21 protein-coding genes are annotated in these 20,814 nt (G+C 48.5%); 7 read left to right on the top strand and 14 right to left on the bottom strand.

Features of this window, described 5'->3' with window-relative positions; genetic code table 11:
- Window positions 1-150 precede the first annotated feature (150 nt).
- Both BCT27_RS04785 and BCT27_RS04780 read left to right on the top strand, forming a co-directional pair.
- Complete coding sequence (locus tag BCT27_RS04785) at window positions 151-1,491, top strand: aminotransferase-like domain-containing protein (RefSeq protein ID WP_102395194.1); 1,341 nt, start codon at window positions 151-153, stop codon at window positions 1,489-1,491.
- A gap of 216 nt (window positions 1,492-1,707) precedes the next feature.
- A complete protein-coding gene (locus BCT27_RS04780) occupies window positions 1,708-2,058 on the top strand; it encodes a DUF2750 domain-containing protein (RefSeq protein WP_017010267.1) in 351 nt (116 codons plus the stop codon).
- Window positions 2,059-2,183: 125 nt separating this feature from the next.
- Here BCT27_RS04780 and BCT27_RS04775 read toward each other — a convergent pair whose 3' ends face one another.
- The 4 genes from BCT27_RS04775 to BCT27_RS04765 form a co-directional block, all read right to left on the bottom strand.
- Window positions 2,184-2,903, bottom strand: a complete 720-nt coding sequence (locus BCT27_RS04775) for an MOSC domain-containing protein (RefSeq protein WP_102395193.1) — start codon at window positions 2,901-2,903, stop codon at window positions 2,184-2,186.
- 33 nt (window positions 2,904-2,936) lie between these two features.
- A complete protein-coding gene (locus BCT27_RS04770) occupies window positions 2,937-3,914 on the bottom strand; it encodes a cytochrome-c peroxidase (protein ID WP_102315885.1) in 978 nt (325 codons plus the stop codon).
- A 188-nt stretch (window positions 3,915-4,102) separates the two neighbouring features.
- The gene (locus BCT27_RS25610; protein ID WP_017010264.1) at window positions 4,103-4,252 is read right to left on the bottom strand and encodes a hypothetical protein; all 150 of its coding nucleotides are present in this window, start codon (window positions 4,250-4,252) and stop codon (window positions 4,103-4,105) included.
- 71 nt (window positions 4,253-4,323) lie between these two features.
- Window positions 4,324-5,496, bottom strand: coding sequence for an MFS transporter (locus BCT27_RS04765; RefSeq protein ID WP_102315884.1), 1,173 nt, complete (start codon window positions 5,494-5,496; stop codon window positions 4,324-4,326).
- Window positions 5,497-5,896: 400 nt separating this feature from the next.
- Between BCT27_RS04765 and BCT27_RS04760 the strand changes: the two genes are divergently transcribed.
- The 3 genes from BCT27_RS04760 to BCT27_RS04750 are packed head-to-tail and all read left to right on the top strand — an operon-like array spanning window position 5,897 to window position 9,597.
- Window positions 5,897-6,976 carry an ROK family transcriptional regulator gene (locus tag BCT27_RS04760; protein ID WP_102315883.1) on the top strand — a complete coding sequence of 360 codons (1,080 nt, stop codon included), beginning with the start codon at window positions 5,897-5,899 and terminating at the stop codon, window positions 6,974-6,976.
- Window positions 6,977-7,000: 24 nt separating this feature from the next.
- The gene (locus BCT27_RS04755; RefSeq protein ID WP_102315882.1) at window positions 7,001-8,794 is read left to right on the top strand and encodes a family 20 glycosylhydrolase; all 1,794 of its coding nucleotides are present in this window, start codon (window positions 7,001-7,003) and stop codon (window positions 8,792-8,794) included.
- Window positions 8,791-9,597 (top strand): AAC(3) family N-acetyltransferase, encoded by an 807-nt coding sequence (locus tag BCT27_RS04750; protein WP_102395192.1) that lies wholly within the window; start codon window positions 8,791-8,793, stop codon window positions 9,595-9,597. The genes BCT27_RS04755 and BCT27_RS04750 overlap by 4 nt, the downstream gene beginning before the upstream one ends.
- A 109-nt stretch (window positions 9,598-9,706) precedes the next feature.
- Here BCT27_RS04750 and BCT27_RS04745 read toward each other — a convergent pair whose 3' ends face one another.
- Complete coding sequence (locus BCT27_RS04745; protein ID WP_102395191.1) at window positions 9,707-10,231, bottom strand: hypothetical protein; 525 nt, start codon at window positions 10,229-10,231, stop codon at window positions 9,707-9,709.
- Window positions 10,232-10,469: 238 nt separating this feature from the next.
- Between BCT27_RS04745 and BCT27_RS04740 the strand changes: the two genes are divergently transcribed.
- Window positions 10,470-10,808, top strand: a complete 339-nt coding sequence (locus BCT27_RS04740; protein WP_102260535.1) for a cytosolic protein — start codon at window positions 10,470-10,472, stop codon at window positions 10,806-10,808.
- Between the two features lie 156 nt (window positions 10,809-10,964).
- Here BCT27_RS04740 and BCT27_RS04735 read toward each other — a convergent pair whose 3' ends face one another.
- On the bottom strand, window positions 10,965-11,726 hold the full coding sequence (locus BCT27_RS04735; protein ID WP_102395190.1) for a hypothetical protein: 762 nt from the start codon (window positions 11,724-11,726) through the stop codon (window positions 10,965-10,967).
- Window positions 11,727-12,564: 838 nt separating this feature from the next.
- A complete protein-coding gene (locus BCT27_RS04725; RefSeq protein ID WP_102395188.1) occupies window positions 12,565-13,023 on the bottom strand; it encodes an exoribonuclease R in 459 nt (152 codons plus the stop codon).
- A gap of 291 nt (window positions 13,024-13,314) precedes the next feature.
- On the opposite strand from BCT27_RS04725, the gene BCT27_RS04720 reads away from it, so the two are divergent.
- Entirely contained in the window at window positions 13,315-14,721 is a 1,407-nt protein-coding gene (locus BCT27_RS04720; RefSeq protein WP_102395187.1) for a mercuric reductase, read from the top strand.
- A gap of 79 nt (window positions 14,722-14,800) precedes the next feature.
- On the opposite strand, the gene BCT27_RS04715 is transcribed toward BCT27_RS04720, so the two are convergent.
- From BCT27_RS04715 to BCT27_RS04685, 7 genes are all read right to left on the bottom strand, one after another.
- Window positions 14,801-15,349: a hypothetical protein gene (locus BCT27_RS04715; RefSeq protein ID WP_102315871.1), complete on the bottom strand. Its 549-nt coding sequence runs from the start codon at window positions 15,347-15,349 to the stop codon at window positions 14,801-14,803.
- A gap of 218 nt (window positions 15,350-15,567) precedes the next feature.
- Window positions 15,568-16,785: a tetratricopeptide repeat protein gene (locus tag BCT27_RS04710; protein WP_102395186.1), complete on the bottom strand. Its 1,218-nt coding sequence runs from the start codon at window positions 16,783-16,785 to the stop codon at window positions 15,568-15,570.
- Window positions 16,782-17,477: an energy transducer TonB gene (locus BCT27_RS04705; RefSeq protein ID WP_102395185.1), complete on the bottom strand. Its 696-nt coding sequence runs from the start codon at window positions 17,475-17,477 to the stop codon at window positions 16,782-16,784. Before BCT27_RS04705 ends, BCT27_RS04710 begins: the two co-directional genes overlap by 4 nt.
- Window positions 17,477-17,881 carry an ExbD/TolR family protein gene (locus BCT27_RS04700; RefSeq protein WP_102315868.1) on the bottom strand — a complete coding sequence of 135 codons (405 nt, stop codon included), beginning with the start codon at window positions 17,879-17,881 and terminating at the stop codon, window positions 17,477-17,479. Before BCT27_RS04700 ends, BCT27_RS04705 begins: the two co-directional genes overlap by 1 nt.
- Entirely contained in the window at window positions 17,878-18,483 is a 606-nt protein-coding gene (locus tag BCT27_RS04695) for a MotA/TolQ/ExbB proton channel family protein (RefSeq protein ID WP_102395184.1), read from the bottom strand. Before BCT27_RS04695 ends, BCT27_RS04700 begins: the two co-directional genes overlap by 4 nt.
- The gene (locus tag BCT27_RS04690; RefSeq protein WP_102395183.1) at window positions 18,480-19,829 is read right to left on the bottom strand and encodes a MotA/TolQ/ExbB proton channel family protein; all 1,350 of its coding nucleotides are present in this window, start codon (window positions 19,827-19,829) and stop codon (window positions 18,480-18,482) included. Before BCT27_RS04690 ends, BCT27_RS04695 begins: the two co-directional genes overlap by 4 nt.
- Window positions 19,826-20,599: a DUF3450 domain-containing protein gene (locus BCT27_RS04685; protein WP_102395259.1), complete on the bottom strand. Its 774-nt coding sequence runs from the start codon at window positions 20,597-20,599 to the stop codon at window positions 19,826-19,828. The genes BCT27_RS04690 and BCT27_RS04685 overlap by 4 nt, the downstream gene beginning before the upstream one ends.
- Window positions 20,600-20,814: the final 215 nt, after the last annotated feature.

Raw genomic sequence — 20,814 nt, 5'->3', positions numbered from 1 at the left:
AACAAAAACGTATGATTGGTGCGTAATGAGATGACTATAATTGCACCGATTGACATATGTCAATATTAAGTTTGATTGCACTAGGCTATTTCAATTCGGTTGAAAGCTGGCCATAATTTGTTCCAGTGATAGAAAATACATGGAATGCCAGTGAGCGAAACCAAATTCAAAGACATCGCCCGTCAAATTGAGCAACGCATTGATGAAGGGATTTACCCACCCAACGCCAAGCTACCTCCGCACCGCGAGCTTGCTGCTGAGTTAGACACCACGCCAGCCACCATTTCCAAAGCCTATAAGCTACTGGCGGAAATGAATCGAGTGGAGTCGTTTGTCGGTCGTGGCACGTTCGTCGTGGGTGAGTCTCAATTGAATCAAGCCATTCAGCCTGGCGAAAGTGATACCGAATTTAACTTCTCGATCCTTCAACCATACGTGTTGCAGAATCTATCCTCACTGCGCACCGCCTATCAAAAAGCATCCCTCGCGTTTACACCAGAACTCTTGGCCTATACCGACCATTCTGGTCACCATGCGCACCGTGAAGCGGGCGCAATGTGGGCAAAACGCTACGGTTTGAATTCGGCAACAGCAAGCAATGTGCTCTTAACCAATGGTGCACAACATGCGCTGTCACTGCTGGTTGAAACGTTGACTCAACCCGGCGATGTTATCGCGGTCGAAATGCTCACTTACCCTGGTATTTTGGCTATTGCCAGTTTAGCGGGACGCCAAATCATCGGCATAGACATGGACGAAGACGGACTCATCCCGTCCGCGCTCGAAACAGTATTACACACACACAAACCCAAACTGGTCATTGCCATACCGTCACACCAGAACCCCACTGGCATCACTATGCCAATTCAGCGTCGACAAGCCATTGCCGCCATCATTGAGCAATCCGCCGCCTATTTGGTGGAAGATGACATTTACGGGTTTCTAAACGAAGACACCTTGCCTGCAATATGCCATTGGCTCCCAGAAAAAGGCATTCATGTTTCTGGGTTATCCAAGGCCATTAGCCCCGCCATGCGTTGCGGATTTGTGGTTGCTCCTGAGCATCTATTGCCGGTGCTAAATGCCCATATTCGCGCCAATGTCTGGTTAGCGTCACCCATGAATTTCATTGTTGCCGAACAGTTGATCAACAGCGGCGACGCGTTTTCTATGGCAGATACCCAGCGCGATATTGCCAAACAGCGACAAGCCATCGCAAAAGACATTCTCGGTGACGTAATATCTGAATCTGATGGTTACCACGTTTGGGTTACCTTGCCAGCACATTGGCAACAAGAGCGCTTTGTGATGGAAGCGAAGCAACGAGATTTGATCGTGACAAGTGGTAGCTATTTTGTTGCTGGAAACACCAACCCGAATTGCATTCGGCTGTCTTTGATGTCGATAAAACACAACGAGGCATTGAAGCAAGGCCTGCGTGCATTAAAGGCGCTACTCGAAAGTCATGAGGTATCTTTAGCACCGTTTTGAACCCGATAATTCAAAGCGGTTGCTCTTTCGGGTATACCTCAGAATTTTCCGATGGTTAGACTGAACAAGGCCTCTCGTCGCAAACGTTGGATGGCGATTTCGTCCCACCAGCATAAGCAACGTATTTCTTGGCATTCTCCGGTTTTACATCATGCAAGCGCATTCCGGATTAAAGTGATATTCTAGCGCTCGCATTGAATCACTGAGAATCCAAAAATGAGCAAATTGACTGCTGACATCGAAGCAAACTTGACGCTTTTCATTGAAGAAACACAAGAAACCGCCAAAGTTTGGGGTCTAACCAATGAAGAAGGTTGGCTGGCATGCGATTCTACCGAATTTGAAAACAGCGAAATCATGCCTTTCTGGTCTTCAAAAGAAGATGCAGAACTTCACAACGTTGAAGAATGGGCAGATTTCGAGGTTCAAGAAATCCCACTAGATGTGTTCGTACAAGATTGGTTGATCACGCTAGATGAAGACGGCGTACTGGTTGGTATCAACTGGAACTCTGCGCTAGAAGGCAAAGAACTTGAGCCAGCAACACTGGCGAAAATGTATCTGTAATCGTCTTCTCGACAAGTAAGATCACAAAGGGCATCCACGTTCTCGTCGATGCCCTTTTTCATGTCTGTTGTTTATCGATGCTGACGCTTAATTCGCGATCACATAAAGACGTGGTTAAACACGTATTACGGTGCAGCTCGGCCCAATAAACGAAAGTTCCAGTTTTCCACTTCATTCGTCTCTTGGCGTTGTTTCACTTTCCCCATCCAACTGTCAGACAGGGCAGATTGCTCGCGCAGTTTCGCTAATCCTTCCGTGTTCAAAGGATCACCAAAGAACACATCACACACCTCGCGCAGCGTCATGGCATTCTTAGGGCGCGATAAAAGCACGAGTGGCAATTGCTTGTTCACAGTGCCGGTTTGAATTACGCGATAAAGCCAACCGCAACGGCTGATGGCTTGCATGTCGACGGAAAGGTTTTCGACTTCCCAGCGCTGATTAAGCTTAAAACAGGGCGAGCGTGGCTGACTCACTTCGATGATCGCATCGCCCCACTGGTAGCGATCACCAATGCATACCGTGTCTTCCGTCATCCCCACGGAGCTGATGTTTTCACCCATACCCGGGGCTTGCCAATCTTGCATATCACCATGCTTTTCTCGCCAAAATGCATAGTGCTCCTGCGGGTAGTGGTGAAGGGCGCGCTCTGTCCCACCATGATGCTTTTTATCCGCAGTTTCATCACCGTCTAATCCCGTGTCTGACAGAAAAACATCACCCGCAATGTCAACCTTGTCCATCGCCGTTTGAAGGCCATAGCGTTCAGTCACTTTGCCACGATAAATGTTAGCAAGCTGAAAGGTCGGTGTTGGTGAAGGCACTGGGTTCGATGCGTCTTGCAAAGCGGAATCTCCAAAGCGAATAGTCGAGACTATCTAAAACGTTATTTTCTTGGTGTTATCGAGTGAAGCAAAAAATGCACTGATGTCTTTCACATCCTCTTCACTGAGTTTCACCCCAAGTTGATGCCATGCTGTGTCACGCACAGCCTGATCCAGATTGAACACTGCGCCATCGTGAAAATAGGGGGCAGTTTGCGCCACATTTCTTAAGGTCGGCACTTTAAACATAAAGTTGTCAGCAGAGCTGCCCGTCACATGCGCGCGGCCTTTGTCGATCTTGTTCGGATACGGCTTCACTAAGCCCATTTTCATGAATAGTTCGCCGCCAAGCAATGGGCCGTTGTGACACGCATTACACCCTGTGGAAATAAATCGTTCTAATCCCCGTTTTTCTTGAGCATTCAGCGCTGTTATGTCTCCCGCTAGGTACATATCGAACCTGTCTTCGGTCACTAATGTGCGTTGAAAGGCGGCGAGAGACTCCGTCAAGTGATCAAAGGTCAGCGCATCATCTGCATCGGGAAACGCAGCAGCGAACGCGTCTTGGTAACCTTTGTCTTTGAGCTTCTCAATGGCTTCGTCTTCTGAAGACAACCCCATCTCAATGGGGTTGGTGATCGGCCCACGCGCTTGCTCTGCCAGATCTTTCGCCCGCCCATCCCAAAACTGAGCAAATTGAAAACCGGCGTTCCACGTCGTGAGGCTATTGCGCGTGCCTAACTGACCGAGCGCGCCAACAGAAACAGACAATGGTTCAGCGCCTGACCCGCCATCTAAAAGATTGTGGCAGGTATTGCACGACTGATTATCAACAGCAGAAAGCGCCGTTTCGAAATAGAGCGCTTTGCCGAGGGCAATCCGCTCAGGCGTATCAAACTCGCTGCCCGGCATCGTCTCAGGTAGCGGGCCAAACAACGTATTGGCAAGGGTTTGCAAGGGTTCGGCTGCGGAGGTACTCAAAGAAAACCCCAGCATTGAAATAACGAAAAATACAGTGCGTATCGTTTTCATCCTATGACCTCCTATCAGCAGCCTGTCTGGGAGTATAGGCAGCAATTTTCGACCATTTACAACGAGATCTTTCGATGAAAGCAACAGAAAAAACGAATCACAGGCGCTCTAAGCCAATGCGACGATCAAAAAGGCCTTTGATTGATTTAATCAAAGGCCTTTTTAACGCACTGTTTTTCAACATTCATTCACTCAAATGGCTCGGCAGGGATCCAGCAATTCTCACTTTCATCGTTCTCATCTGCCAGTACTACCAGCAACCCCATATCAACCATTTCTTTCAACGTGAGATCATCGGCGAGATGCATTTTCTCGCCAAATTGGTTTTCCAATTCCATGTTGCACTCCTTAACGACTTAGCGCAGTAAAAGTAAAGATAGCACCAGAAAAACCACCTGAAAGAAGAATGTTATTTAGCCTTAATTTCCTGAGGGTTACGCGTAAAGAATAAGTACACAATTGGCACAACGCAGACAAAAGGCAGCAACAGTAAATTCAACGATTGCCACCCCATCGTGGCCTCCAAGTTCCCGGCTAACAGTGCTGTAAGCGTGACACAGCCAAACACCGCAAATTCGTTCATCGCTTGTGCTCTTGCCTTGTCCTGCGGCAAGTATGTTTGGGTAAGTTGGCTGGTTGCGCCAATGAACATAAAGTTCCAACCAATACCTAACAACACCAGTGCCACCCTAAAGTGCCACTCCGTCACACCATTCAGGTTGACCAAAATACTGGCGATAAACATCAAGCTACCCAGCATGATGGTCATGCGCGTCCCTATCTTTCCAATCAGTGAACCTGTAAAGAACGAAGGGAGAAACATACCCAATACATGCCATTCAATAACAAGTGCCGCGGCTTCAAAGTGGAAGCCATGCTTGTGCATCGCAATTGGCGTTACCGTCATCAAAAGATTCATAACGGCATACGCGATAACCGCGGCAAAGACTGCCAACATGTATCCCGGCGCACGCAGAATATCGCCCACTGCGCTTTGAGAGGATTGATGCTGTTCAGGCGCAGCAGGAGGAAGGCCTATAAATTGAAGCACCACCAGTGAGAGCACGTACAACACAGTGATACCAATAAATGCGCCACTGAAATTCGTGCCCGGCAACCAGTGCTGACTTGCAATAGCCAGATTCGGCCCAAGCACCGCGGCAAGCACACCGCCTGCCATCGACAATGAAATGGCTTTGTCACGGCTTTCTGGCGCGCTTACCTCGATGGCAGCAAATCGGTATAACGTGCCGAACCCAATGCCTATCCCTAAAAGCATGGTGCTGAAACAAAACAGCCAAAATGCGCTTTGACCAAGGGCATACACACACAACAACGCCCCAAAAATGCCAATGACATTTCCAAGCATAAAGCCGTTTTTTCTGCCTATTTTTGCCATGATCAGCGAGGCGGGGATGGTGGCCATCATCAAGCCAACAAACTGTGTAGAAACAGGTAAAGTTACCCAACTGTCATCCGGGGAGAGTGCTTGTCCAATCAGGCCGTTGACGGAAATAAGCACGATGTTACCGCTCATCAGAAGGGCTTGGCATAGCGCCAACAACCATACGTTTTTATTCATGCTTTCCCCTTTTGACTTTACTTTCGCAGCAAAGACAAACCATTCCTTAGTCAAGTGGCGAGTATCTCGCAGGGGTTGCGAGGCAGCAAGCATGTGAGCAATAAATCAGCAAATCACAGTCACACCAACACCAACACCAACACCAACACAAAACAATCGCCTTGTTAGTTTCCCAATGAAACTTATATACACCCAAACCACCTGAAGGTGCCCAAATTCAGAGGTGAAATTGCCACTGGTCAGACGTTTGATTTCCATTTGTTGCAAACCACTTTCGACGCACTTCAACAATGAAGTAAAAAAGAGTAAATCTTGCTTGGAAATCTCTGAACTTGGTTGTTTTCCATACTGTCATCAATAAGATAACAACCATTAAGTTGCTCATGGAAACTAACTCATTGTGACGTTCAAGCTCAGCAGAACACATAGCACCGCGGGGATCATTAATTCGCTTTGGCAATCTCCAGGCGTTTCTCGCATCGAAATGGCGTCAAAGCTTGGTCTCGATAAATCTACCGTCACGAAAACCGTCAATCACCTCCTCGACATTGGCATGATTTTAGAGCAACCACAGATAGTGTCCGGCAAAGGCGGTCGCCCCAAAGTGTCTTTGGTATTCAACCCAGAGTTTGGTGTGGTTATCGGTGTCGATGTGAATTCAGACACACTCAAAGTTTCCGTCGTCAACTTGCTCGGGCAAGTGATTTATCACGACATGTTGCCCATCGATACACAAATCTCGATAGACACAGCTTTGCTCAATGCACTTCTCCCCTGCATTGAAGACATTGAAACACTGTTCCCGCGAATTCTTGCGATCGGCGTTGGCGTTCCCGGCCTTGTAGACCCTGAAAAATGCCAGCTCCAACTCTCACATTCGCTCAATGTTCGCTCTATTATTAATTTTGCACCGTTGTTTAAACGTCATGTCCCCTATCCCGTGTTTCTTGATAATGACGCCAACTGCGGCGCATGGGGCGAACTCATGCAACAGCGTAGCCTGCCTTATGAACACTTTTTGTATGTGCTGCTCTCTACCCACCATGCCCGTGAACACTATCACCGACTCGGCATAGGTGTTGGCGTGGTACTCAATCGTCAGTTGTTTTACGGCGAGCAACACATGGCGGGGCAATTTAACAGCCAAGAGTTGATGCGAGGTGCTGAGCCAACACCCAGCGTTATTATTGAAGAATTTTCCGAACTTGCCGTTAACCTTTGTAGTCTGATGAGCATCAAGCGCATCGTCATTGGTGGTAACGGCATGTCATTTGGTTCGGAGTTGGCATCATCACTGCGTAAACACAGTGATGCCTTGGCGGGGTCTTATATCGTGAAGCCTAACATTGAGTTTTCGATTCTTGGCCCGCAAGCCGCCGCCATGGGCGCTGCTTCCATGGCTTGGCAAAAGCTACTCACACCTGACCTAAGATTGGCCGAAAGTTTGTGCTTACCAGAGAACGGTAATGTTTCAATTTAATGTGAATGACAAGGACGATGTCAGATGGAATTGATTTTCCCCGCACCCAAACGCTTTATAGAGGGGTTTTCAGCACAGCGATTTCGCATAGCGAACGCGCTGCGCAGTTGTCCGACGGATTATGAAGCACGCTCATCACATGCGCTTTTGACTTATCTCCACGATCCATCGCTCCCCGAGCAAGGGTATCGACTGAGTTATTCCTCTTGCGGGTTGAACTTGGCCTATGCCGATCTGCACGGCCTGAGATACGGGCACCTCTCGATCAATCAATTGATCGAAAACGACGCTGAATTGAAATTCGATTTTGTCATTGAAGACTGGCCCGATTTTTCCGCGCGCAGCATTTTGCTCGATATCAGCCGAGATCGTGTCCCTACCTTACCCGCGCTCAAGCGACTCATCGATTATTGGAGTGCGCTCAGGTACAACCAATTACAGCTCTATACCGAACATACTTTTGCTTATAAAAAGCACGAGACCGTATGGCGCGACTACACACCCATGACAGCGGAAGATATTCGTGACATTGACGTTTACTGTCGCCACAAAGGGATTGAACTGGTCGCAAACCAAGCCTGCTTCGGCCACATGGAAAAATGGCTGAATCACCCTGAATATAAGCACCTAGCTGAACAGAAAACCGGATTTAAAGATCAACGTGGCGACCACCGCCCTGGCTCATTTGGTTTGAACCCCATCAGTACACAAACTGAAACCTTCATAGACGGACTGATCGCTGAGCTTACGCCGAACTTTTCCAGCCACACCTTAAATATCAACTTTGACGAAACCATGGATTTAGGTGTCGGTGCCAGCAAATCAGCGTGTGAGATTTTTGGGAAAGGGAAAGTCTATTTAAACTACTTACAGAAAGTTCTCACCATCGCCAACAAGCACGGAAAGCGCTGCCAGATCTTCAGCGACATGCTCTTTCGTTACCCAAACCTGATTGACCAATTGCCTGACGACCTTACCTTGCTTAACTGGGGTTACGAACCGAATCACCCGTTTGATGCCGAGCACAAGCAACTTGCCTTGTTTGGCTACCCTTTCCATGTCGCGGTTTCCACCAGTTGTTTTGCGTCAGTGTCTGGACGTTGGAATGCTGCTGTCACTCACATGCGAAAAGCAGCGAAATCGGCGAAAAAATTCGGCGCAAAAGGCTACATGGTGACGGAATGGGGTGACATGGGGCACGGCCAGCAATTCTCAATGCCGATCCCTGCATACGCCTTTGGTGGCGCGATGGCATGGGGAGAAATGCAGCAAAAAGATAACGATGTCATGCGCGCGATTTCATGGTTCTACCCTGATGTCACCCAAACAGAATGCGATGCACTGATTGCACTGCAAGACATCTACTTGATGACAGGCATTGAAACGCCGAACTGCGCCTTCTTTGGTCCTTTCCTGTTTGACCAAGCCTCTCGCCGTCATATCAAACATGCCAAAGGCATAGAGACGAACACGGTTAATACCGCGCTAAATGAACTGGCGCTGTGGCAAGAAAAGCTCGAAGACCTTTCTTCCGCACTAACCAAAGAGCTACGCTGGACGATAGACGCATTACGCCTTGCTTGCCTTATTGCACAAGGCTATGAGCAAGAAGGCCATCGCCTTGTCGAACAATTTACAGACGATAGAAAAACCGCGCTTGTGGGCGAGTTGAAACCACTGATACGCACCTACCGCGCGCTGTGGACCAACAACTATCGTCCAGGTGGCATGAATCAAAGTACGAGCCGTCTTGAGTATTTATTGTCATTACTCGAGACAGTGACATCAAAAGCAGCAAACAAAGAGGCAATGTCGTGACCACAACGCGAAGTGATGTTCAGGATGCTATCAAAGCACTGGCGCTTGAGAATAAAGTGTTATTTGTTCACTCGTCTGTCCGCTCATTCGGCCACCTTGACGGTGGTCCCGACACCTTGATAGATGCACTTCTTGAAGCGGGGTGCACCGTGGTGGTGCCTACCTTCAATTACGACACACTTTGCCTTCCGCCCAACGGCGATCCTTACCGCCAAAACGGATACCGCGGCGAGCTACACCTTGAAGAAACCGTGATCTTCTGCGGCGACAAAAACCGCCTTGAGCCTAGCATGGGCGCCATTTCAAAAGCCTTGCTGCACCGCCCAGACCGTATTCGCAGCACCCACCCTATTTGCAGCTACGCAGCTGTCGGCCCTCATGCGGAAGCCATCCTGTCGAAACAGACGAATGATGATATCTACGGCCTGTATGCATGCGATGAAGCCAACGACGCCATCGTTGTCTCAATGGGTGTGCCCCTCACCACCATCACCCCTATTCACTTCGCAGAACAACTCGCTGGCAGAAACCTTTTAAGGCGCTGGGCAAAAACATACACACGCGGCATCGTCGAAACATCCGTGGGAAGTTGTTCAGAGGGTTTTAATAAATTCGCTCCCTTACTCACTGAAATATCCCAGCAAGCCAAGGCTGGACAAAGCACGTGGACAGCTTATCCTCTGCACACTCTGGTACAAACCTGCGCCCATGCCATCAAAACAACGCCAACCATCACCCATTGCGGCGATGAAAAATGCTATCGATGTGCGGATATGGAGAAAGGGGGATTGTTGAAGGGGTAAAAAAGTGACGCCGTCACTCATTAACCGTATGACACACTCGGTATGAACGTAAGTAAAGGCGAGATTCAGAATATAAGTGAGCGTTGTTAGTGCTTCGTTGTCTGCACCGTTATAACGATGATTTCATTTTCTCTACAAGCCGAAGGCAAGCCTTCAAGATCAAATGCTCCATATCTTTATTGTTATACAAGGGCTTATACCGAAAGAATAACCCATTGAGCGTCATTGAACGCCCAACAAAATCAGACCAAGAGAAACGCTCTACCACTTTGTATTTTTTGAACGTTTTCTGACTGTCTAAATAGAACAAACGTGAATGTATCTCTATCTTGGGTTTCCAAAATATAGGCACCGATATGGGATGCAAACCCGCATCAACAAGCTCTCCACCTCGGTATCCCACAACAGCCACTTGCAAACCAAGATCACGTCGCGTCACCTCTGACGCAGTAGAAATATGTGGCAAGTTAAAGATCTCACCAAGCTCAGCGCGAATACTCTCTTCAAAACTCTCAGCACTCGCCAGCAATCCCCATTCATCGCTTGACGTTAGCTCCCCACGAGGCACGACAAAGATCGAGTCGAGGTACACCCTTGGTTTTTCTTTCTTAAAGAACTTCCGTACAAACAACATTCATCACTCGGTCGCTACGTCATGTTCGCCAGAATACAGTATCTGAATGACATTCCCGTATTGAGCGCCCCAATCTGTGACAGTGCGGTTTGATATCAATGCAGCTTGATATCAATGAGCACGCACCAACAGACTGAACCGAGCAAAAAAAGCGTTGCCACCTTTAGCAACGAAATCTCTACTATGTTCGCCCCCTGATAGTGATAAAATCGCCGCATCAGAATTAACGAGAAACGCTATGTTTATCCATCATGTTAACGGCATCGACTGGCTGGTGATTACAGCTTATGAAGAACTGAAAACGATGTTTATCGAAGAAGCTGGTGCGATCCCCTTTTGCTTCTCTACCGCGAGCGAACTGAACCTGATTGATCAAGCCAAACGCACGTATGGATATTTGCCTACGCTCAGCGGCGTAATCACCGATACTGGCACCTTTCAAAGTCAGGATAACGAAGAAGATTTGAACCCACAGCTTGCCTGCTTAGTTGAGGGACGTGGTCGGGTGTTTATCTATTACGGCGGCTTTGTGGCTTTTGTGGATGACGAGCAAACCTTTATTACCCGAATGGACTGAAAAGTGGACAAAAGTGAGTTGGCGACTTTACTCAAAGGGCCACGCTTCGGATAACTTGAGTTTGGGCAAGTGATCATGTCGTATCACGAAAACGGGCTTGCTCAACACCCAAAATAAGTGTCGGCTGCGCGACACTTATTCATATTTGTTATGCGATTACTCGGTATACTTTAGAACTAAGACGTTATTGGAATAAATTGTATTCAAGAGCTCATTCCTTAACTTTAAGTCAAAATCATCGCAGTAAACCTTATTAAGGGTTTCGATAAGCTCCAGCCTATCTTTTTCTTCTAGGTCTTTTGTACGTTTGAATGCAATGTACGAAGCCCCCATACCAATGAATTCATAGGAGAATTGTTCCTGAAGCATCTTCGCTAAAAAGGTGTTTTCCATTGGGTTTAAATCGCAACTGAAGTACCCATTAGGAAAGGCATACAGAGCTTCGTAACTGGAAGAAGCTGGCACTTTCAAAATGAAGGCACAGTCGTCTACGAGTGATGCTAGATCATATTTGAACGATTCAATTTCATCGTCGTAGTCTGAATTACTAAGGCTTATACCTTTGGCACACACACTCTCGAAGGTGACTTTATCTAGCTGTTTTTCAATATTCCCCTTTCGGATGAAGAACTCTTCTTTATGGCTCAAATACCCCAGATGGTCACCATCCTCAAAGCATTCACTAGGCAAGGAAGACAGGTCATATCCATCGGTACAATCAAGGTCGAATGACATCTTAGAATGCATAGAGGTGTAAGTTGCCTGACCGAAGTCATCAAGTGTTAGATAAAATATATAACCGGGATTTTCGTGTTCCAGCTGAACAAGTAACGCTAGAAGGCCTTCCGTTGATTGTTTCTCGCTTAGACGATACCTATCGCAGAGAAAATCTTCACTTGGCGAATTAACTAGCTCCATGCTCTTTACTTCCTTTACACAACGCTGTGATAACGGGTACTTTCCCGCACTAAACCTGACCAGACCTATGTATTAGCAACACCTTCTAAGCGCTTCGAGATTGGCAAGATGTCCCGTTCATGACCTGGTTAAATTTTCACTTCACCATCGACGAAAACAGATACTCATTATCCTCTACCGACAGCAGAATTTTGTAAGATATAACTTTTTTAAATTTCTGGTCAAATTCAATATCTGCCAAGAGAGTGCCGCAATAACATGATTTTTCATCTTGGATATCTAACTCACACTTTAAGGAATACTGGTATTTTGACAACTCATAAAATTCTAGAGAATGTCGTTCATTATTCCATGTCGAGCCATCACACCAAAAGTCACTTGGAAGCTCCGTTTTCCGAAGGAGACACGTTACATAATAGCTAACCCAGAAATCTAAGTTACTCATGAATTCTGAATTCGAAATGTTGGCTCCCTGCTGCTTCAATGTATTGCCCAAATCAGCCTCTAGTCGCCTGAAGCGTTTCTTCAATTTTCGTTGATTGATACGATGCCCCACAAAATTTAACAGTGTATTCAACCCCAAAATGGGGCTACGTCGGTATTATGCGACATCTTTGCATTTACTGTGTGTATCAACCGTGGAAAAGCACGTTTCGGATTATAAATAGTAGGGTAAATAGGAGACTTTTAAACACCTCATCGAAAATCATACTGGCTCACTTTGGGGCAAAAACAATTTATAAAAATACCAATATCTCCTTTCCCCCAGACACAAAAAAACGGCGCTGATACCAGTGCCGTTTCTACAAACTCAGAGGGAGTTACCCCAGCGGTTTACTCACCCTTGTGGGTTTTGCTTCTCGCTGATTTCCGCGTAGGTGTGAAGCAGTTCGGTGAGGGTTTTGACCCATGCAAACACATCCGTAGGTGCGTTTTTCAGCAATGCTTCAACGTGTTCACAATGGATCTCAAGGGAAATGGCTTGTTCCAAACGGAACGAAATCGCGTAGAAATGCCAAAGGATCAATCGCGTCATCCTTTCGCTGTTTTGCTTGGCGTTTTCTGAGTCATCAAACGCTTGTTGCGTTTCGTTCAGTGCAATCGCCGTCATGCGTAGCATGGCATCAAGACGTGCTGACAATAAACGCTCTTCGCTGTCTATTTCCTCTTGCTCAAACGTGAAAATTTCACTCATCACGTCTTCTGGCACCATTTTGCTTATGATTCGAGCACTAAACTCTTCCAGTTCATGGCGAGGCATGGTTACGAGACATTCAAAGGTGTAATCACGAAGCATAAGGTCACTCTAATTCGATAATAATTTCAGTTCGTGCATTCTAAATACTGAGGTGTCATTTACCACTACTTATGCGCGTTTTTCGCAACTTTTATCGTGTCGCCGAACCTTGGCAGACGCTAACGGCTCTCTTCCCCACTCGTCACAAACATGACCCATCCGCTCAATCTTCATACTCAAATTATCGAATACTGGTTGATGCCGTGAGTGATGCACGAACTAGCGGCATAGTGGAGCTGTGCCATTAGCTCGAAAAATTCTGAATACATGTACTGATTGGGGAATCGTATTATGGAGCAATTTGACAAAATAGTGATCGGGTCTGGCCAAGCAGCGCCTGCGCTGGCAGCACAATTGGCAAAGCGTGGTTTTCGCGTTGCACTCATAGAAGGCGACCAATTGGGAGGAACCTGTGTCAACAATGGCTGTACGCCGACAAAAACGTTACGTAAGTCAGCGAAAGTGGCACACATGGTCAAACATGCCGAGGAGTTTGGTGTGTCTGCTGGGGACGTTCAGATCGACTTTTTGGCGGCCATGGAACGCATGCGTGAGCGCGTGAACACCTCTCGAGCTGGATTGACGCAGTGGCTAAACAGCTTCGACAATATCGAGGTGATCTTTGGTTGGGGGCAAATTGCCGGTAAAGACGGCGATAAGTTTCTCGTCGACGTTGACGGCCGCCGTCTCGCCGCGCCTGACGTCTTTTTGAATACGGGCACTCGCTCTTTTACCCCGCCGGTTACCGGGCTTGATAGCGTTCGCCATTTAGACAACCGCGGGCTACTTGCGCTAAACGAGCGACCATCACACCTCGTGATCGTAGGAGGCAGCTACATTGGCCTCGAAATGGCACAGATATTCCGTCGATTAGGGTCTGAGGTTTCGATACTCCATCGCGCGGATGCACTGGCTGAACGCGAAGACCCGGATGTGTCCGATATCATTGCCGACATGATGAAAGATGAAGGCGTGAATCTGTATCTTGAAGCCGCGATGACGTCGTTAGCTCCCACGGACAATGGCGGCGTAACGGTGACCTTAGGGAACGGTGAAGTCCTCGAAGCTAGCCACATTCTCTTCGCGACAGGACGTGTACCAAACACCGAAAACTTGGCACTAGAAAGTGTGGGTGTGGAGCGCGATGACCGTGGTTACATCAAAACCAATCCCCAACTGCAAACCAATGTGCCCGGCATTTGGGCGCTGGGCGACGTTAACCGCCGCGGTGCGTTTACGCACACGAGCTACCATGATCATGAGATTGTTTTAGCCTCGCTGGATGGCATGCAGGATTTGTATCAATGGAAAGGTGCAGACCAACGTCCAACAACGTATGCCATGTTTACGGATCCACCGTTAGGCCGTGTTGGCCTCTCAATGACTGACGCGAAAAAGCGGGTTGCCGAAGGCCAGAATATTCTGATTTCAGACATGAAAATGGCCAACGTCAGTCGCGCCAAAGAAGAGAGTGAAACGCGTGGTTTGATCCGATTGATTGTTGATGGTGATACCGAGCAATTCCTCGGTGCAACCGTGTTTGGCCTCAACGGCGACGAGATCATTTCGGTAATCACCAACTACATGGCAACGGGTGCGAGCTATCGCATCATGCAGCAAGCCTTGCCTGTCCACCCAACGGTGTCCGAGCTTCTGCCAACGATTTTAGCTGGCCTTAAACCGCTGACCGCTGAATAACCGCTTTTCTCCCCCCATAAAAAACGGCACTGCAAGCAGTGCCGTTTTTGTGTTTTCTCTCGTCGAAGCCGCATTATTTTTACGCAGCGTTCGCCGTTTCAACATTCTGTGATTTATCGAAAAGCAGCTTGTACGTCATGATGCCGATGACCAGCGCTTTGATGATCATCATTTGGTCGTTGCCATAGTAAGCCGCCATACCGATGAAGCCTGAAAGTAGCATCAGCTTGCGGTAGTTCGTCAAAGTGGTCATGTACAACGCCGCGAGAATCACACCTAAATCGGCGAATTGAAGCGCCACTGCCAAAGTGGGATCAGCGATGAAACCCGATACGGCAACATAAGCGATGTAAAGAATACCCGCCGCCATCAAGCCACCTAAGCCCATGATCACCGACTTAGGCGCTGAGGTGAAATCCTTCGCGTAACGATAGGTGTTCAAGGAAGCAACAGAGAGGTTGAGAATGACTTTAGGCCACCAGCCCATTAAAAATGCCCAGAGTGTATCGTTGGCGGCAGAGCCAAACGCGGCAAAACGGGTGAACTTCATGGTGTTGAAGATGGTGATAGAAATATAGAAAGCAACCGATGTCCAACCAAGGATGTCGGTGATCAGGTCTAGCGTCATTCAGCGTGTTCTCTTGATAATACGAGTGAGCAATGTTGCCCTTTCGCGTGTTTTCCTTAACCGGCTGAGAAGGTGTACTTCTCTGATGGCCGAGTATTCACCTAACAACCCCAATAAAAATGGGGTTCTTGTAAGATTAGGCAAGGATAATACGGCGGTATTGACGCGATTATCAACTAATAAAAAAGGAGAACGACACAATAAATGTTACTGCGTATTTAGTGCACTTGAGGGGTTGCTGAAACCTTGGCCATTTTTCGTTTCTGGGTCAGGTAGTTCACCCAGCTTTCGCTCTTCGGCGATGGGAGAAGATCATACGCACGCTTTGCATGGAGCAAGGCATTGTCGGCCTGTTCCAGTTTGTCATACGCCGTTGCCCGTAGCATTTCTACCGAGGCTTTTTTCTCAGGCGATGTCACTTTGTTCAAGCTCGACAGTGCTTCTACATAAAGCCCTTGTTGAAGTTGAAGCTGAGCCAATTGCCAACGGTACGTGTTATCGGCATTTGCGGCTTTCTTCCATACTGAGATGGCGTTCTCCCACTCTTTGGCATGCTGCCAGTAAGAGGCACTCTGCGACAGGGTCACTGCATCTTGTTCTGAAGCGGGTAAGCTGTCTAACACTAACGCGGCTTTTTCCGGCACGCCTTTTTGCGCATATAGCTGCGCGATGGTTCTTTGCTCTGAGGTGGTCAGTTCAATGCCTTCACGTTGCGCGAGAAGTAATGTGCTCAGCATGTTCTCAGGCTGCGCTAAACGTTGATAGTTGCCTGCGCGTTGTATCCACCATACCTTTTTCTTGGGCTCAAGGGCGATGAGGTGTTCCAGGGTGCTATTTGCGCGCTTCCAGCGGGACAGTTGAAGTTCTGCGCCCAGCTTGATCGAAAGTGCTGACACCGTATCCGGCGAGGTCAAAGTAAGGTGCTTGTTAATGGCGGTCAGCGTGCTTTTCCACGCCTTGCGTTGATAATTCGCCTGAGCCAAACGCAACCACAGCTCTGCTGACTCTTTTTTGTCTTTGGCGGTTTTTACCAGCTGTGAATACAGCGATGCGGCGGATTTATAGTTGCCGTTCGACAAGTACAAATCCGCAAGCATGCGTTGTGCTGAACGCATTTCGTCACCCGACAACGCATCGCTTTTGACCGCTTTCTCTAGAAAACGCATCGCGGCGTTCACATCATCTGTTTGCCAATACAACACACCCAGCATGCGATCAACGTAAGCGCGATCGTAGGCTTTCTTGGTCTCTATTTCACGCAATACAGTAATCGCATCATGCCACGCTTCCTTCTCTTGAAACGCGAACGCTTTCTGTACTTTCAGCACAGTGCCTTGCGACAATTGTGCAGCAAACGACGGCGCTGAACATAGCGCGACAGCGAGACACACGCAGCGAATGGCTTTTGACAATGAGAAGGTGCGACGACACATCATTTGGCTAACTTAAACTCTATTTTTGCTGTTTGATTCGGTTGCTTGATGGCTTTACCGTCAAGACGTTTTGGTTGGTATTTCCAACGCTTTAGGGCGCGCATGGCATCGCGTTCAAAAACGCGCTTCGGCGAGGCCTCTACCACTTCTAAATCTTGCGGACGCCCGGTTTCATCAATGGTAAAACGGATCACCACAAACCCTTCAATGCGGCGACGCAGTGCCTTCGCAGGGTAGCTCGGCTCTGATCGATACATTGGCATGGCTTGTTGATTCGACGTGCCATCCAAATCTGATGCTATCGGCGCAGCAAGACTGACATCGGCAATCTCTCCCACCGCACTTTCTGCAACAACAGGCTGCTCAAACGTTGGCGCTGAAATGCTGATCCCTTCTACCTGCATATCAAACGATAACTGAGGGAGCGGGGAAGACAAGGTCTGTGTCTGTGTTTGAGGCGCCGCTGCTTGTGCAGGCTGAGACATAGGCTCTTGCGGTTCTTCCGGCTTTGGCGGTACGTCGCGATGGCGTCGATTCAGTTCCATTTCAGGCTCTTGCATCACCAAATCAAACACCATGCCGCTTTTGTTTTCATCGTCTTTAAACGTTGTCGGTGTCACCATGGCTGCCATCAATAGAAACAGGCCAGACACACACGCAATCGCCAAAGGCAGTGCAATAACCCAACGTGACATTAGGGTTGCTCCGCCGCCAACGCGATATTGGCAATACCCGCACTTTTAGCGGCATCGATCACCGTGACCACAGTGCCGTTATAGGCGTGTTCATCGGCTTGAATCACTAAAGACGCTTCGGGTTGATCTATCAACAGGCGCTCCAATGTCGCTTCGACACGTTCTGCATCAATGACACGCTGATCAATGTAGATGTCATTGTTGGCGGTAATCGCCACGAAAATACCGGCGCTGGCTTTGGCAGAAGCATTGCTAGCAGAAGGACGGTTTACATCCACACCGGATTCACGCACAAACGAGCTCGTCACGATAAAGAAAATCAGCATGATAAAAACGATGTCGAGCATCGACGTGAGATCAATTTGAGCGTCTTCACGATTTTTTTGCGCACGCTGAAATCTCACGAGCGACTCCTTAATGCTTTCGTCAGCGACGCTTCACGGCGCTCACAAACTTTAGAAATTCGGGCTTGCGCGAACATGCCCGCAAGCGCCACAACCATGCCCGCCATCGTCGGAAGGGTTGCCATTGAAATACCCGCCGCCATCAAACGTGGCTCTCCCGTGCCTTGCACGGCCATCACATCAAACACAGTGATCATGCCAGTGACGGTGCCCAATAGCCCCAACATGGGACACAGTGACACTAATGCTTTGAGTAAATTGAGGTTGCGGTGCAGCGACACATGCGCTTCAAATAGCCAGCCATCTCGAATGGCGCGTGATGCCCATTCGCGTTGGCCTTTGCGCTGACGCCACTGTTCAATCCAGTGTTTTTCCTGTTTTGGAAACACATTGAACACGTAAATCAATCGCTCGATCACCACTAACCAACTTGCGGCACCGACCAGCGCCAAGCCCCATAGTATGGGGCCGCCCTGCTGCATGAACATGGAGAGCGATTGCCAACCCTGTTCAAGCAATTGCCCATCGAACAGGCCAGCCGCGAGAGGTTGAGAAGCCACTGTTGCTAGTTCGTTACTCAGTTCGGTGCCTAGATCGGTCATGCGATTGCCTTGGTCACCGTGTTATCAGCCAGATCAGACTGCTGCGCCACCAAGCTAATGCCGACTTTCTCTAGCATGCCGCGCAAGGTTTCCGCTTGCGTGCTCAATACGTTGTGCGCCAATAGCAATGGCATTGCAGCAACAAGGCCAAGCACCGTGGTGATAAGCGCCATGGAAATACCACCCGCCATCACGGTTGGGTCGCCGTTACCGAACTGGGTGATCACTTGGAAGGTTTCAATCATGCCTGTCACTGTGCCCAACAGACCCAACATAGGCGCGAGGGCCGCAAGCAACTTGAGCATTGAGAGACCTTTTTCAAAGCCCTGTTGTTCATCGACAATGGCTTCAAGCAAGTGAAGCTCAAGCGCATCCAGTGAACGGTTCGGTGCTTGTTGATACACAGACAGAATGCGTCCAAGTGGGTTATCACCCGCTGTTTCTGGGTGTTTCATTTGCTTGCGAATCGCCACACGGGCGCGGAACAAAGACACACCGCGAACCGCACTGATCGCAAGTCCAACAAACAGCAACACAGCGATGATTTTCCCGACGAGACCGCCCTGCTCAAATCGTTCGCTCAAGGTTGGGGTAAAGGCCAATTGTTGGAGTAATTCGGTACGGGTCGGATCGAGGATCACGCTGTCACCCGCATTAGCTTGTGCTAACGAGTTCGACGTTAGGCCATGTTTAGGTTGAACAGGCAACAGGTTAGCTTGCTGCTTCGCACTGTTCCAACCAAGGTAGCCGTGTTGATCCACCAACCCAATGTTACCTAAGCGTGTGACGGCACGTTCAGTAACTACGCCTTCTGCATCACGCACATTCAGCGTCAATGGCGCAATCACGTGTCCGTTTTCTAGCTCTGCTTGCATACCATGCCAAACGGTATTCAGGGCAGACAGTGACGGTAAGGTCTTCGCATCCAAAATCAGATCAAGCGCCGCATCATAGTCAGACTGGCCAATGGCTGCGGGAGCATCAACACGTTCGTTTTTCAGCTCGCGGCTAGATTGACGAAGCACGCCGAAAAGCTCACCCAATGTGCCCGTTTCCAAGCGAAGGGATTCATCAAGCTCGGCTAAATACTGTTCGTTGTCGCTAAAGGTATCGCTCAGGGTTTGTGTTTCAATTTCTAGCGCAGCATGTTGTGCTTCTAGCACAGCCAATTGCGCTTTCAAGCTCTGCTCGGTGTCTTCAAACCCCGCTTCGCGAGTCGCGTTGTGCGCATTCGATTGCTGCTGAGCAAGATTAGTGTCGGTCACCAAGTCGCTCAATGCGGGCAAAGGAGAGAGAAGCGCACTGACAGACAGCGCAGCGATGAGTGTGCGTTTCATTCGGCTCATTGTTGTGCCTCCGCATGAGAAGGCGACACAGAAAGCGGCAATGTCAGTAGTGTTGGCGCAACGCTTTGATTGGCAACCTTAAAGGCAAAGGTCAAATCTTCGTTTTGACTGGCATCCACCGCCGTCCAAGACGAGGATGGCGCATCGAAATACCAAAAGGTTTCACCATTAAGGCTACGCGCGACCAACGATAAACGGCCAAGGTGCAGCACATCAACATCACGTTGCTGTCCCGCAATGTTCAACGTTTCTTGGTACAAACCCATTTTGCCGCCGTAAGCTAACTCCACCAAATAGGCTTCAAGGATCTGTCGAAACTTTTCAGCATCTGCAACATCGGCACGCCCCATCATGGCTTTAAGTGTTTCAACGCGCGCCGTTCGGGTTTCAGATTTGATCGGCAAATCTTGCTCAATCCAGGTCTGCAAATCATCAATCATGCGATACATAAGTGGTACCACGCCTTTGCGGGTCTCTTTTATGTCTGTGATTTGTTGATTCAGGCTACCCACTTCTTTGTTTTGGTCTGCGACCAGTGCTTGAAGGTGATTGCGATACAAGGTGAGGTTTTCAATTTCTTGTTGGCGTTGCGCAATGTCCGCTTTGAGTTGAAGCGACGTAATGGCGCTGGTATCAATGCGTTGTTGAGAAGCCGCAGCAGATTTTGTCGTTTGCGCTTCAATGGCAGTCGCCGTATCAAGCTCGCTGGCATGAAGAGAAAAAGGCAAGGTCATCAATACAAGTGATGCCATACGCAGGTTGATTGTCATGGTCGTGCTAGTCTCTGGGTAAAATGGTTGCGCGTAACAAAAACTCGCCAAGTATACCGCGCTATATTGCATAAGTGACGATTGTTATTCCTCAGCAAGAACAAGTTGCGTAAATTCAGAGGTCGTCGTCCATTCCAACACACGCCCTCGCCTATCATGCTTTCTCATTCGCTGAGGTTTACTCCAACGATTTGTCGCCATGCCAAAGACAAGCG

It is taken from the genome of Enterovibrio norvegicus, from assembly GCF_002876705.1.
GTDB lineage: Bacteria > Pseudomonadota > Gammaproteobacteria > Enterobacterales > Vibrionaceae > Enterovibrio > Enterovibrio norvegicus_B.
The sequence above is the reverse complement of the archived record's forward strand: the minus strand, read 5'-3'. Positions and strand labels throughout refer to the sequence as shown.